Origin of the sequence: Clostridium thailandense (assembly GCF_019207025.1) — a bacterium.
Classification (GTDB): domain Bacteria; phylum Bacillota; class Clostridia; order Clostridiales; family Clostridiaceae; genus Clostridium_AM; species Clostridium_AM thailandense.
This window is the reverse complement of sequence record NZ_JAEEGC010000007.1, coordinates 177,919-192,632: the sequence shown is the minus strand read 5'-3', so window position 1 is coordinate 192,632 and position 14,714 is coordinate 177,919. Positions and strand designations below refer to the sequence as shown.

Below are 14,714 nucleotides of genomic sequence, written 5' to 3'. Positions count from 1 at the left end.
CATTTTAAAATACCCCCATCTCTAATTTTTCTTTTATTTTTTTAACCTCCTCAACGGTCTCATTACTGCAATCGTAAGGAGATTTGTTAACCCTATCAGAGCTTCCCACGCTCTCTTTATAATGTATGAATCCCAAGCATACATCTTTATCTATATTTTCGAGTATATATTTCTCGTCATCTTCATTTTTAATTTTGTTTGCTACAACAAAAACTTTTTCTATACCTAAATCTTTTGCAAGCCTTTTTACATGATGGTATGTTTGAATACTTCTTATTCCAGGTTCTACAACAACAACAAATACGTCCACACCTTGAGCTGTACCTCTTCCCAAATGCTCTATACCAGCTTCCATATCCATGATTACAATATCTTTATTTTGAAGAATCAAATGAGATGTAAGTTTCTTTAGAAGAACATTTTCTGGACAAATACATCCTGTTCCTCCTGTATCTACTGTACCCATAGTTAAAAGTCTTACACCATTATGTTCTTTACAATATCTTTCAGGAATATCATCAACCTTTGGATTTATTTTAAACATTTTTCCAAAAGACCCTGGTGTAGAATTTGTTCTTTCTGCTACCAGTTTTTTCATTTCTGCTATTGGAACGATTTGATCAATTAACTCTTGAGGAAAACCCAATGCCAAGGCTAGATTAGGATCTGGATCTGCATCTACAGCTAAAACATTATAATCTTCTGAGGCATATATCCTGCTCATTATAGCTGCAAATGTTGTTTTACCTACTCCACCTTTTCCTGTGATAGCCATTTTCATTTTCATATGTAGTACCTCCTTTGTGCTGCTAAGATTACTATGAATTGCTTGCAGTAATATTTAATATTATTTTATCTCAAAATGATAACAAAATGCATTTTGTTATCATTTTGAGTATATTTTTAGTATCAATTTGATATTTTAAACATTAAAATCTCTGTTTTACGTCTGTTTATTTTTGGCATAATTATTGCTTATATATTTAGTATAATACTTATATACCTATTTTTTTACGTTTTTCATTAATTCTTTCAACTATTTGTTCAACAGTCTTGTGAGGATCTGGTTCTACAAAGAATTTAGCTCCTACCCACTCTTCTATTTTATTAGTTAGGAAGTCAACTACTGCTGGGCCACCTGTAACTGGAGGAACTACTCCTAGCCATGTGTCTATACCTGAAGATACAACATACGTTCCTATTGATATAGCTTTTTCTGACATATACTCTGGAGCTATGCCAACTACTGGTAGATCACTAATATCTACTCCTAAATGATTAGCAGTTGTTCCAACCAATTCTAAGATACGACTTATATCTACGCATGATCCCATATGAAGTACTGGTGGTATGTCTACTAATTCACATACTTTTTTAAGTCCTGGACCGCAAAGTTCTTTTGCTTCTTTTGTTAACAGGCCTGCTTTAGCTGCTGCTTGAGCTGCACAACCAGTAACAACAACTATTATATCATTCTTAATTAAACCTTTTATTACTTCTAAATGTCCTTCATCATGAACAGTCTTTGGATTGTTACATCCAACTACACCAGCTGCTCCTCTAATAACTCCAGCAACTATAACGTCTGCAAGAGGTTTAGCACTTTGCATTGGTCCTATTTGTGAGTTAACAACTCCATCTAATTTATTTAATATTTCTTCTGTACTATATCCAACTTCTGCCTTAGTTTTAACATTAGGTATTACAACTTTGCTCTTATCTCTATTTTTAAAGTTCATTATAGCTTCTTTTACTATACCTACAGCTGTTTCTAATGGTTTTTCTTCATCCATTTCTATATGAGTTGAGCCTGTTATATGAGCCTTTGGTGAAGTTGTTATGAATTTAGTATGATAGTTTGTTGCTAGTTTAGCTAATGCAGGCATTATACACTGTACATCAACTACTAAAGCTTCTACAGCACCAGTGATAACTGCTAATTCTTGTTGCATAAAGTTACCAGCTAATTTAACGCCATGTCTCATTGTAGCTTCATTAGCTGTACAACACATACCGCAAAGGTTTATTCCATCTGCTCCTTGTGATTTTGCTAATTCAATCATTTCTGGCATTTCTGCAGCTTGTACAATCATCTCTGAAAGTGATGGTTCATGTCCATGTAATACTATGTTTACTTGGTTATCTTCTAGAACTCCTAAACTTGCCTCAGTAGGACGTGAGTGAGGAGTACCAAACATGATATCACTTAATTCTGTAGCCATGTATGATCCTAACCATCCATCTGCTAATGCACATCTCATAGACATTCTAAGCATTTCTTCAGCATCTGCCATACATCCTACATGAGTTGAATGCATAATTGCAACAACTTCTCTATCAAATCCTCTAGGAACTATTCCTAGTTTTTCCCATGTTTCTTTTCTCTTTGCTGGAACTGTTGGTGGTAAAGTAATGCTTCCATATTGTCTTCCAAAATCGTTTAATCCTGCTTGAGCAAGTTCATGAGCTATATCGTATACATCTTTACCCTCAGTTTCAATTCCAAATCTTGAAGCAACTTTCTTTAATTTCTTTTCGTCTTTTACTTTTATAGCTCCATCTGGACTTGTATGCAATAATTCAAGTACTATACTTCTACCATGATCTGCATGAGCTGCTGCTCCTGCAGCCACCATTCTAGCAAAATTTCTGGATACGATAACATCGGCTGTAGCACCGCATATTCCTCTTTCAGCACCTTTACCTGGAACTGGGCTAACTCTACATGGTCCCATAGTACAGTTCCTACAACATACACCAGCAAGACCAAATCCACAAGATGCCTTTAAAATTTCTTTTCTGTCCCAAGCAGTTTCTACGCCGTCTTTTTTAGCTTTGTCTAACATCTGTACTGTAGTTTTGTCGATTGAAAGTACTTTTTCACTCATTTTAATATTCCCTCCTTGATCAAGACTAATTCTTTTCATTTTTAGAAGAATTAGTTCCTTTTTCTTACCTAAAACCCTAATTTTAAATATATTTGAAAAATTTTGAATGAACACAGTTATAATTATAATCCTTTTATGTAAAAAAGAAAAGATACATTGAAGAAAAAATGTTAAAATTTAAACATTCTTTTTTAAAAATTTTTAAGTATTCATTAAAGATTTGCCTAGAAGTTTCTAACTAAGTTTACTTACAATTATATAATAACATAAAAGTCTTTAAATTTCACTACTAAATATTATTAAAATTTTTAATAAATTATGACTTTTACTTTTTCATATATATATGATTAATTTGAAAAGTTTTCTAAAAAAATTTAATAGTTTTTACTCTATATACCTATATTACCACATATTCTTCTTGAATTGCAAAGTGTTTTTTTCTTTGATATTTAATTTATACCGTTAGAAACTTTTACAGTGTAAACTATACTAAATATTTTGTAAAATCATGTAACAATATTAACGATTTGACAAGCTAGAATTCATCTTATATTTTTTTATTTTTTCATAATTGCGATTTGAGACTTTGTTAATTTTTTAGTAAAGTTTGATTTTAATTTAATAATCTTCAGAAAATTTAATGTATATTGTCACAAAAGTATTGATATATATCAATATGAATATAACTATATTTCGACATGTACTTTTTAAATAAAAAAAAATTATTCATTTCACTTTTTTAAACGTATACATTTATATAAAAAGGCACCCTCAAAAAAATTTTAATGTAATAAATTTACTTAACATCCAAATACAATTTTAAAAGTTAATTATTTTTTAAATTTTTAATATAATCCAATATTTATATCATCTAGTGATTGTAGCAAATCTATTAATTAGATCAAATGTTAACTTAACAGCACACCCTTATAATAAAAGCCATCAGAACTAACAATTCTGCTGGCTTACTCTTTACATTTAAAACTATGTTTAATTCTTATATAAACAGATTATTACCCTTCTTTGCTGTATGCTATACCTAACTGTGCTGGTACATTGAAATTTTTTCTTCCAACGGTCAGTACAATTGTAAGAATATATGGTAATGCAATAAATAGCTCATTAGGGAAGAAGGCTCCACTGCCAATAGTTTGCATATATATTGCCAAAGCTTCTGTAAAACCAAATATTACAGTGCCAATAGCCGCACCTCTTGGATTCCAGTTTCCTAAAAAACAAATTGCAAAGGCAATCCATCCACGTCCTCCGATAATATTTGAAGTAAACATACCAAGGTATCCAACTGAATAATAGGCCCCCGCAATTCCTCCCATAATACCAGCTAAAAGTACTACAGAATAACGTACTCTATTGACATTTATACCCGCAACATCAACAGATTCAGGATTTTCACCAGTAGAACGTATAATTAAACCTAGAGAGGTTTTATATAACAAAAAGTATGCAATAGGAATAATAAAATACACAACGTAAGTCAAAATATTCTGGTTAAAAAAAATCTGGCCTATTACTGGTATATCTGAAAGCAGTGGAATCGATAGCTTTGGCAATGGGTTAATCTTAAGTGGCGTCGTTGGTACACCAAACAACACTCTCTGAAAATACGTACAAAAACCAGCTACTAAAATATTTAAGGCCGTACCAGTCACCACCTGATGTTGTTTCATAGTAATACATATCACACCATAGATAGCTGCAACAATAAGCCCACATAGCATGGCCATCATAAGACCAATAGCTGCACTTCCTGTGAGATAGGTACCCACAAAACCTCCCCATGCACCAATTAAACATATACCTTCAATCGCAGTAACCATTATACCTGATCTTTCTGCTATAACTTCCGAAATAGATCCAAATAATAGTGGTGTGCTCATTGCAAGTGCACGACTCAAAAAACTAATAATCATTCTCTCACCGCCTTTTGCAATTTACGTTTTTCTCTATTTTTCTCCAAAGAACTTCGTACAAAGTAAGATGCAATTACAAACACCATTACAGATCCCTGCATTAAATCAATAAAGCTTGAAGGTACATTTACTCCTGGCATCCTACCTATCAAAGTACCAATAACATTTAATGCTGCAAATAATATTGAAGCAAAAATTATACCAATAGGATTTGCGTTAGCAAGTATCGCAATTCCTATACCGGCCGAACCTATACCTGAGTTAAAGTCTTGTATAAGCATATGTTGCACTCCATTTACTTCAGTAAAACCCGCCGCTCCAGCTAAGGCTCCGCTTATAAAAAATGTAATAATGCATATTTTTCTTGATTGAATACCCGACATCTCCGCTGCAGATGCATTGCTGCCAACAACCCTAATACGAAAACCCAGAGGTGTCTTGTACAATAAAATCCAAACTCCAATTGCTACAAGCACTGCAAGAATAAAACCAACATGTAATCGAGTACCCTCTACAAGAGTAGGAATCCATGCCTGCCTTGTTAGAGGATCTGTTTGCGGATATTCTCCTTTAGTTTCCTTTAAAAACGTTCTTAGAAGATAGTTCATTAATGCCAATACTACGTAAGAGGACATCATGCTCACTAAGAATTCATTAGCATTGAATTTTGCCTTCAAATAGCCAATCAATGCACCTACCATACCTCCTCCTATAAAAGTAAGAATACAAACAACAGTCAACAACACTGGTATTGGCATTACACCTTGAAGTTTAAGCGATACTGCTATTGCAATAATAGCTCCCATATAAAATTGACCTTGTGAGCCAATGTTGAAAAGGTTGGCTTTAAAGGTGAAGGCAAAGGATAATGCGGTAAATATCAGAGGTGTAGCTTTAAGAAACACATCTCCCATTGTATACTTATCTGTAATAATTTTCCCTAAAGCTTCTGCAAGCACATGACTCGGACTAATTCTTAAGAAAAGAAGCATCAAACTACTTATTAATAATCCACAAAAAATCGCTAGAAAATTTGCTAATATTAAATCCCTTAATTTTGCATTCATACTTTATTCATCTCGCTTTCTGCGGAATATCCAGCCATTAACAATCCAATTTTCTCAGTCGTTAATTCTCCTTCTTTGTATATCCCCATAAATTTACCTTTAAACATAACAGCAATCCGATCACACAAACTAAAAATTTCTGACAACTCAGTAGATATCAAAAGTACACTCTTTCCATTTTTCTTTTCCTCTAATATAGTAGTATGAATGTTATTTATTGCCCCTAAATCTAATCCCCTAGTTGGCTGATTTAATATTAATAGTTTTTTTCCATTGTCAACCTCTCTTCCTAAAATTACCTTTTGCTGGTTTCCACCAGATAATCCTCCAAGCCTTGTATCCGGTCCAGGTGCTTTAACATTGTATATATTTATAATATCATCAGTATATTTATTTAACTTTTTTCTATCAATAAATCCATGCTTTAACCACTTCCTATCATAACTAGTTCTAAGCATCATGTTCTCAGCTATAGACATATTTCCAACCATTGCATCTCTATGTCTATCTGCAGGAACATATCCTATTCCCAGTGATATGCGTTCTTCTACAGATGTACTAGTAATGTCATCATCATTCATAAAAATAGTCCCCCCAGATACCGTCTGCGATCCACAAACTACTTCACATAATTCATCCTGACCATTTCCACTTACACCTGCAACACCTAGGATTTCTCCTTTATAAATGTCGAAAGAGAGATTATTCAATACCATTGTTTCTTCATTGTTTTTTACAGTAACATTCTTAACCATCAACAATGTTTCCTGATTAATAATGCTCCAGGCCGCCTTTTTCGGTTCAATAATATCTTTTCCCATCATTAGTCTTGAAAGTGCAGTTTCACTTGTATCTTTTCTTTGCAAGTCACCACAAACCTCACCGTTTCTCATAACAATAATTCTATCGGCAACTGCCATAACTTCTTTCATTTTATGTGTAATAAAAATAATAGAGTTTCCCTTTGCCGTGAATTGCAATACAAAATCCATTAGCTTTCCTGACTCCTGAGGTGTCAAAACCGCTGTCGGCTCATCCATAATTAGAACACTTGTATTTAAGTATAGGGCTTTTAGTATTTCTACCTTTTGCTGAGTACCCACATCAAGATTACATATTCTTTCATCGACAGGTATATCAAAATCATAGGTTTCTGCTAATTTTTTTACCTCTTCTTTACATTTCTTGTAATCAATCTTTCCATGCACATTTCCTAAAATAATGTTTTCTGTAACTGTATGTGCTGGTACCAATGAAAAGTGTTGTTGAATCATAGAAATACCTAAGCTCATTGCATCCCTTGGCGAGTTGATTTTCACCTCTTTTCCATCCTTTAGTATAAGTCCTTCATCTGGTTTATATAATCCATATAAAATTTTCATAATTGTACTTTTACCAGCTCCATTTTCTCCCAATAGAGCGAGTACTTCCCCTCTATTTATAGAAAATGAAACATCCTTATTTGCAATTACTTTTGCAAAGTACTTAGATACACCCTGCAATTCAAAAAAAGGCATTTCATTCATCTTATTTCCCACCTTTACGTTAATTACAAAGTGACGCCTAAAAAACGTCACTCTGCTAAACATTATTTTACAAATAACTTTTTCAAATCAACTTTTCCATCTTTAAAGTCTTGAATACCTTTATCTACGGCATCCTTAGTTTCCTTTGTGATATTATCAGTGTATACAGGCAAGAAGATGCCCTCTTTAATCCCCGCCTCGTGAACTGTATTTCCAGTTAATTTTCCATTCATGTACTGCTGAATAGCCCAAACATAGAAAGTTTTAAAATCAAATACAACAGAAGCTACAACTGTATTAGGATTAATTTTTGTCTGATCACTTGAAAAGCCAATAACTTTTGCGCCTTTTGTTTTAGCTGCTTCGATACTTCCAAGACCAACTTCATTTGCATAAACAAACAACGTATCTGAACCATTATCAATCATCTGTTCTGCCATTTGTTTTCCTAAAGCAACATCAGTCCAGCTGTTTGCATAAGCTCTTGTAGCTTTCGCGGCTGAAATACCACGTTTTTTAGCAATTTCAACTGAATTTTTTTCGTATACATCCATAAGGTGCTCCATAGGGGTATTAGGAAATCCTCCTATGGTTGCAAAATTACCATTTTTTGTAACATTACCTGCAATAATAGATGCAATATAACTTGCTTCATATTCTTTAGGGAAAATAGGAGCTACATTACTACCAACTGCTTTTGAGCCATTAACTACACAAAAAGTCGTCTTTGGGTAATTAGGAGCAACTGTGGCAACCGCCTCATCAAATTGTGAACCAGCCGCTAAAACTAAGTTATAACCTTTTTCTGCATATTCTTTAAAGGTTGATTCAAAATCTGAAGCCTTTACATTTTCAACATACTCTATTTTTGTTCCTAACTTCTGATTACACTCCAAGAGTCCTGCATAGTTTGTTGCATTCCAACTTTGATCATTTATTGGTCCTGGAAGCAACAATACAATTTTATAGTCTGCGGCTTTCTTATTTTCCGTGGTAGTATTTGTTGTCTGTGATGAATTGTTTTTCGTCCCACATGCTGAAAGAGAAGTGACCATAGCGATTGTCAGCACTGCTGTCAAAACTTTTTTAACAACACCTTTTTTCATCTTTTTTCCCCCTTTGGAATTCTAATAAACATTTACAACTATTCCTTATGATTAATTATAGTGACTTCCCCATAAAGAGACCATCCGATAAAATTACACTTTTGTTTAATATATTATCCTTCCCACTTGTTTGAAAATTTACCATTCCTGAATTCTATTGGTGAAACACCGTAAATTTTTTTAAAAGTACTACTGAAATACTTTGTATCGTTGTAACCTGCTAGCTCTGCTACTTCAGAAATCTTATATCTAATATCCATCAAATATGTTTTTGCTTTATCCATTCTATAATGTGTAATGTAATCCGACAGATTTACTCCCATCTGGCTTTTGAATAATCTACATAAATAGTTAGGAGTAACATACAATTCTTCAGAAATGCTTTTTAATGAAATTTTTTTTGCATAATTTTTGGCAATATGATCTACTGCTTTTTTTACTATTAGATTTGATACTTCTATCTTACTGGAATACTCTTCTATGCTTTTATCTATTAAATTTTTTTCCACTTCTTCAACAATTAAAAACAAATCATATATATTAGTGGGCTTTGTTAAATATCTCTTAACACCTAATTCAATCGCTCTCTGAGCATATGCAAAATCACTATATCCACTAATAATTACAATGACCACTTCCTTATTAGCGTCACGTAGTTTCTTAATTAAGTCAAGTCCAGATACCCCTGGCATACGAATGTCTGTAATTAATAAGTCCACAGGGTTATCCTCCATGTGCTTAAAGGCAAGTTCTGCAGCTTCGAAGGAAACAACAGAATATTTTTCATTGTAATGAGCAGATAAAACTTTTACCAGCCCATTTCTAATCTTAGGTTCATCATCAATCACAACGATATTCATTTTTACTCCCCCTTGCTCTTCTTAGGAATTCTAATCATGCATTTCGTTCCTTGTCCATTATTGCTAAATACATTAAGTCTAAAGTCATCGCCAAAATATAAACGAATACGACGATCCACATTTTTAATTCCTATATTAGAAACTTCTTCCGTATCATCATTCAGATAACTTTTGATGTATCGCAGTCTGCAGTCATCCATTCCCATACCATTGTCGTTAACTTCTATAAATATAAAACCTTCCTTCTCATACATAAGCACAGTTACTTTTCCGCCATTAATTTTGGGTTCTATCCCGTGGAGAATAGCATTCTCCACTAATGGCTGCAATATCAATTTAGGCATTACAAAATTATATAACTCTTCTGGAATATAAAACTCATAATCCAACCTATTCTCCAAACGATTTTTCTGAATTAGCAGATACGAAAGAACATTGTTCTTCTCATCTTCTATACTAGATATACCATTATTCTTATTTATGCTGTATCTCATGAGGTTTCCAAGCGAAATAATTATTTCACTTACATCATAAGCTTCCCTCTCAATTAGCATCCAATTGATCGAATCTAAAGTATTATATAGAAAATGAGGATTTATTTGCGCTTCCATAGCTTTGATTTCTGCGTTTTTCTGCGCAATCTTCTGCTCATATACCTCACGTATTAAAGAATTAATCTTTCTTATTAAATAATTGAAAGAATCAATAATTTGTCCAATTTCATCCTGCTTATGATTCTCAATGTTCACAGATAAATCTCCGCTCTGTGCCTTTTTCATCGCTTCAGAAAGCCTATTCAGAGGCTTTGTCATCGTGTAGGAAATAGCAATTATAATTATTGACATGCACAATGTACTCATAACTACAAATAACATAATAAAGCTACGTAGGGATGCTGACTGTGGGAATATTCTATCCTCTAATATAACTGAGAAAGTACGCCAACCTGTCAAAGCATTATATTGTCCACAAACATAATATTCTTTTCCTTCACTTGTCATCTGGAACTTGTATAATCCCGAATTAAACTTTTGATTAATAATATCTACCCAATCCTGATTCACTGAACTATTATTTGCGATTATCTTATTATTACTGTCTAGAATAAAAGTATATTGACTCTGCAATGAATTTTGCTCATTAGGCAATAAGGCATCAAAAGATGAAGCGTCAAGTTCAAGAATAAGTACTCCCAGTATTTTCTGACTTTTTTCCTCCACAATTGCACATGAACTTATAATTACCTTTCTTTTGCTTCTATTTGTCGTAAAGTTAACCATACTATTATATAAACCTGAAAAATTTACACTTCCTTTATATTCAGTTGCCTTTTGATATATTTCGCTGCGTTCAATTTCAGGTATAGTTGTAATTGATGCATTTCCTGATTTATCTTTTTGATAAATTACCTGAGCTCCACTTACAACCATTACTCCGTTAACAGCACCAATGGACTTTTGCAAGTTATCAAAAAAATCTGATACAAATACACTCTGCTCTAAATTTTTTGATTTGTTATCTTTTGTTTCAATCAAATGCTTTAATGTCTGACTTTTTGCAGAGTTTTCAATTATTTCACTCATATATTGTACTTTTGAATTGATATTGCTATCTATTAGGTTAATCATACCATTCATATTATGTATACTGTTAGCCATGGCTATTTCTGTTGCGTAATAATGAGAAAATGCACCAATTGCTGTACCTTGGATAGTCAAAGCTATTATAAATATAATTACTAATTTTATACGAAATTTCATTTAACAATTCCCCTCTTAATCAACATTATCTTGAAAACCTCATTGCATTATTTCACTCTTCTTATGCCAATTTATTTATTGTAGTAATTCTACATAAAATCACTTTTCCCTTTAGCGCATTAACATACTAAAAGATTTTATACTGCACCTCTATATTTCCAAATATGCAAAAATAAGCAGTAAAAATTCTAAAAGAATTCTTTACTGCTTCAAAATGATATTCCCATTTTTACAAATTCAAGGTTCTTAAAAACAAAAAAACTAACAGAATTAATGATTCTGTTAGTTTTTATCCTGGCAGGGGCACGAGGACTTGAACCCGGAACCAACGGTTTTGGAGACCGCTACTCTACCAATTGAGCTATACCCCTTCATTTATCAGTATTCCACCTCAACAAATCTGAAATAGTGATTACCGACAAAATTTATTATACTGCAGAAAGTTTAATCAGTCAAGTGTATTTTATTAATTCTATAGATTTTTCTAATCGGTTTTGGTAATATTTTTAGTTACTCCAATAGTTCGCAAAACACAGGTGTTTTTTCGACGAATTTCTCTATTTTTTAATATTTTGGCTCAAACTTTTTAAACTTTCAATATTATATGTAAGAACGTCCTCATATTTATCTTCTCCATTATATAATTTTATAGCTGCTACATTAATATTATACTTTTTTATCAAATCTTCATAGCTTTTAGTTAGCGAGCCATCATTATATAAAAGTATTAAATTTTTGCTATCTTTCAGTTTTGCTTCTATATTAGCTTTTTTATTAACATCTACAGATGATTGTTCTTTACTAACGTCAATTACTTTAAAGTCATTATATTTAACAAAATAGCTTAATTCATCCTCCATAACAATGAAAGTATAATCCGATAAAGAATCCCTAATACTTTTTAAGTCTTTTTGCTGATTTTCTATATTCTTTAGAGTTTCAGCGAAATTTTTCTCATAAATACTTCTATTCTTAGGATCCTTATCTTGTACAGCATTTTTTATATTCATTAAAGCAATCTTATAGTTATCTAAATTTAATAAATAATAAGGATTATCTTTTAAAACATTCTCCTTGTATTTTACAATCTTGTTATATGAAATTAAATTTACGCCCCTTGATACATTTATAACTCCGACATTGCTTTTATTTAAATTATTTATAAAACTATTTGCCCAAGGCTCAAAATCTGCCCCAAGATAAATAAATAAATCTTTCTTAGATATATTATTTAAACTATCATCTGTAAACTGAAAATTCAATTCATTATCTCTACTATTAAACATATATTCAACATTATGCCTATTTTTAACTATATTTTTTACCATGTCATATACCAATTTATTTGTAGTCATAATACTTAAATCTATATCTTTTTTTACTTCCATTTTAGTAGTCTCTACTTCTTTATTCTGAGGGTTTTCTAATTTGCTATTGCAACTTATAAAGAATACTGCAAATAAAATTAGAAATATACTCAACTTATTTTTCAAATCATTCACCCCTAAAAAACACAAATTTCATATATTAAATTGTTATAAATAATGTTAATTTCTTTTTTTACAATATTATTTATAAATTCAATCTAAGCCCCAAAAACAAATTGATATATATATTTTACATAATGTGATTTAACAATGCAAATTATTATGATCTCTTTATATGTAAATTCCAATTGCTTTTAAATCTTATTGAACAAATATTTTTGAATTCTTCCATATATTTTATCATTATGCTAAAATTGAAATGTTAATCATAATCTTTCTTTTCTTTTTGCACTGTTTTGGATAAAATATCATATGAGGTGAATTATAAATGGAGTTTATTACAAATAATGCTGACAGTACGATGAAACTTGGACGAAAGTTAGGTCATTTCTTAAAATCTGGTGACATAGTATGTATCACAGGTGACCTTGGTGCAGGCAAGACTCATTTTACTAAAGGTGTAGCTGAAGGATTAGACATAAAAGATCCTATTACTAGTCCAACATTCACAATTGTAAATGAGTATGAAGGCCGTTTGAAACTAAATCATTTCGATGTTTATAGAGTTTCTGATCCAGATGAAATAGAAGCAATTGGATTTGATGAATATATATTTAGTGATGCTGTGACCATTATTGAATGGGCAAATTTTATAGAAGAACTAATTCCTAAGGAACACATATGGATAAATATTAAAAGATCACCTGAATTCGGTAATGATTACAGAAAAATTTTTATAGAATATTATGGTGATAGATATAACTATATAAAGGAGCTAAAATAAAATTATGAAAGTTTTAAGTTTAGATACCGCTACAGAATGCGCAAGCTGTGCTGTTCTTGATGATGATAAGTTACTTGGTGAAATAAGTTTCAATTATAAGAAACAACATTCAGTTATACTCATGTCTATGATAGATAACCTACTTAGTAATTTAGGTTTAAATATTAACTCATTAGATGGTTTCGTTGTTTCAAAAGGACCTGGATCCTTTACTGGTCTTAGAATTGGAGTCTCTGCTATAAAAGGTTTAAGCCAAGGTACTTCTAAACCTTTTATTGGTGTTTCCTCCTTAGATGCTCTAGCTTACAATTTGGCTTATACTAATGGAATAATATGTCCAATATTAGATGCTCTCAGAGATAATGTATATACAGCTTTATATAAGTTTGAAGGTAACAATCTAAAGGTTATAAGTAAACCTATGATAATCCCAATTGATGATTTAATTTCCGAACTAAACAAAAGGCATGAGCAAGTTTGCTTTATTGGAGATGCAGTTCCTAAATTTAGAGAAAAATTAATATCCAATATAGAAAACACATCCTTTGCTCCTACTCATCTTAATTTAACTAAGGCTTCCTCCTTAGGTGAACTAGGACTAAAACTTTTAAAGGCTAAGACATATGATGATTTATATACCTTTGCTCCACTTTATTTAAGAAAGTCTCAGGCTGAAAGAGAATATGAAAAAAAGATGCGAGGCGCAGAAAATGAATGATATTGATATAATATGTTTAAAATCAGAACATATAGATAGTGTAATAACAATAGATACTTTGTGTTTTGCAATTCCATGGAGTAGAGAATCATTTCAGAAGGAAGTAGACAGTAATAAATTTGCAAGATATATTGTAGCTAAAAAAAATAATATAATAATAGGCTATGCAGGCATGTGGCTTATTCTTGATGAAGGCCATATAACAAACATTGCAGTTCATCCAGAATATAGAGGTATTGGCGCAGGAAATCTTTTATTAGAAGGGCTTATCGAAATTTGTAAATCCGAGTCAATAAATAGCCTTACTTTAGAGGTTAGAAAGTCTAATATAGTAGCACAAAATCTTTATAAAAAATATGGATTTGTAGAAGAAGGATTGCGTAAAGAATATTATGGTGACAATAAAGAAGATGCAATCATAATGTGGAAGCATAATATATAAATTTTGCAGCGCAAAATTTATATGAGAGGACAATTGACAGAGGACAGAGGACAATGAAGGTGAATTTTCTTCCTTACGTCAGAAAACTAATTTATTTATTATGGATTCGTTTCACTAAAGCGAAACATCATCGGTTTAATTAAGC

Annotated in this window: 12 protein-coding genes and 1 tRNA gene; 3 read left to right on the top strand and 10 right to left on the bottom strand. The window is 31.8% G+C overall.

Going from position 1 to position 14,714, the window contains the following annotated elements; genetic code table 11:
* Positions 1–4 precede the first annotated feature (4 nt).
* From I6U48_RS02165 to I6U48_RS02120, 10 genes are all read right to left on the bottom strand, one after another.
* The gene (locus I6U48_RS02165; protein WP_218318757.1) at positions 5–781 is read right to left on the bottom strand and encodes an ATP-binding protein; all 777 of its coding nucleotides are present in this window, start codon (positions 779–781) and stop codon (positions 5–7) included.
* Positions 782–995: 214 nt separating this feature from the next.
* A complete protein-coding gene (gene cooS / locus I6U48_RS02160) occupies positions 996–2,888 on the bottom strand; it encodes an anaerobic carbon-monoxide dehydrogenase catalytic subunit (protein ID WP_218318749.1) in 1,893 nt (630 codons plus the stop codon).
* 1,013 nt (positions 2,889–3,901) lie between these two features.
* Positions 3,902–4,819, bottom strand: coding sequence for an ABC transporter permease (locus I6U48_RS02155; protein ID WP_218318748.1), 918 nt, complete (start codon positions 4,817–4,819; stop codon positions 3,902–3,904).
* Entirely contained in the window at positions 4,816–5,886 is a 1,071-nt protein-coding gene (locus I6U48_RS02150) for an ABC transporter permease (RefSeq protein ID WP_218318747.1), read from the bottom strand. The genes I6U48_RS02155 and I6U48_RS02150 overlap by 4 nt, the downstream gene beginning before the upstream one ends.
* Positions 5,883–7,412 (bottom strand): ABC transporter ATP-binding protein, encoded by a 1,530-nt coding sequence (locus I6U48_RS02145; RefSeq protein WP_218318746.1) that lies wholly within the window; start codon positions 7,410–7,412, stop codon positions 5,883–5,885. The genes I6U48_RS02150 and I6U48_RS02145 overlap by 4 nt, the downstream gene beginning before the upstream one ends.
* Before the next feature lie 62 nt (positions 7,413–7,474).
* Positions 7,475–8,518 (bottom strand): BMP family protein, encoded by a 1,044-nt coding sequence (locus tag I6U48_RS02140; RefSeq protein ID WP_218318745.1) that lies wholly within the window; start codon positions 8,516–8,518, stop codon positions 7,475–7,477.
* Positions 8,519–8,631: 113 nt separating this feature from the next.
* A complete protein-coding gene (locus tag I6U48_RS02135; RefSeq protein ID WP_218318744.1) occupies positions 8,632–9,378 on the bottom strand; it encodes a response regulator transcription factor in 747 nt (248 codons plus the stop codon).
* A gap of 2 nt (positions 9,379–9,380) precedes the next feature.
* Positions 9,381–11,138 (bottom strand): sensor histidine kinase, encoded by a 1,758-nt coding sequence (locus I6U48_RS02130; protein WP_218318743.1) that lies wholly within the window; start codon positions 11,136–11,138, stop codon positions 9,381–9,383.
* Positions 11,139–11,433: 295 nt separating this feature from the next.
* Positions 11,434–11,509: transfer RNA gene (locus tag I6U48_RS02125), tRNA-Trp, on the bottom strand.
* A 186-nt stretch (positions 11,510–11,695) separates the two neighbouring features.
* A complete protein-coding gene (locus tag I6U48_RS02120; protein ID WP_376774509.1) occupies positions 11,696–12,640 on the bottom strand; it encodes a metal ABC transporter substrate-binding protein in 945 nt (314 codons plus the stop codon).
* 313 nt (positions 12,641–12,953) lie between these two features.
* On the opposite strand from I6U48_RS02120, the gene tsaE reads away from it, so the two are divergent.
* Genes tsaE through rimI form a run of 3 tightly spaced genes read left to right on the top strand, consistent with a single transcriptional unit; the run spans position 12,954 to position 14,569 of the window.
* The gene (tsaE, locus tag I6U48_RS02115) at positions 12,954–13,409 is read left to right on the top strand and encodes a tRNA (adenosine(37)-N6)-threonylcarbamoyltransferase complex ATPase subunit type 1 TsaE (protein ID WP_218318741.1); all 456 of its coding nucleotides are present in this window, start codon (positions 12,954–12,956) and stop codon (positions 13,407–13,409) included.
* A gap of 4 nt (positions 13,410–13,413) precedes the next feature.
* On the top strand, positions 13,414–14,127 hold the full coding sequence (tsaB, locus tag I6U48_RS02110; protein ID WP_218318740.1) for a tRNA (adenosine(37)-N6)-threonylcarbamoyltransferase complex dimerization subunit type 1 TsaB: 714 nt from the start codon (positions 13,414–13,416) through the stop codon (positions 14,125–14,127).
* Positions 14,120–14,569 (top strand): ribosomal protein S18-alanine N-acetyltransferase, encoded by a 450-nt coding sequence (gene rimI / locus I6U48_RS02105; RefSeq protein ID WP_218318739.1) that lies wholly within the window; start codon positions 14,120–14,122, stop codon positions 14,567–14,569. The genes tsaB and rimI overlap by 8 nt, the downstream gene beginning before the upstream one ends.
* The last annotated feature ends 145 nt before the right edge of the window (positions 14,570–14,714 follow it).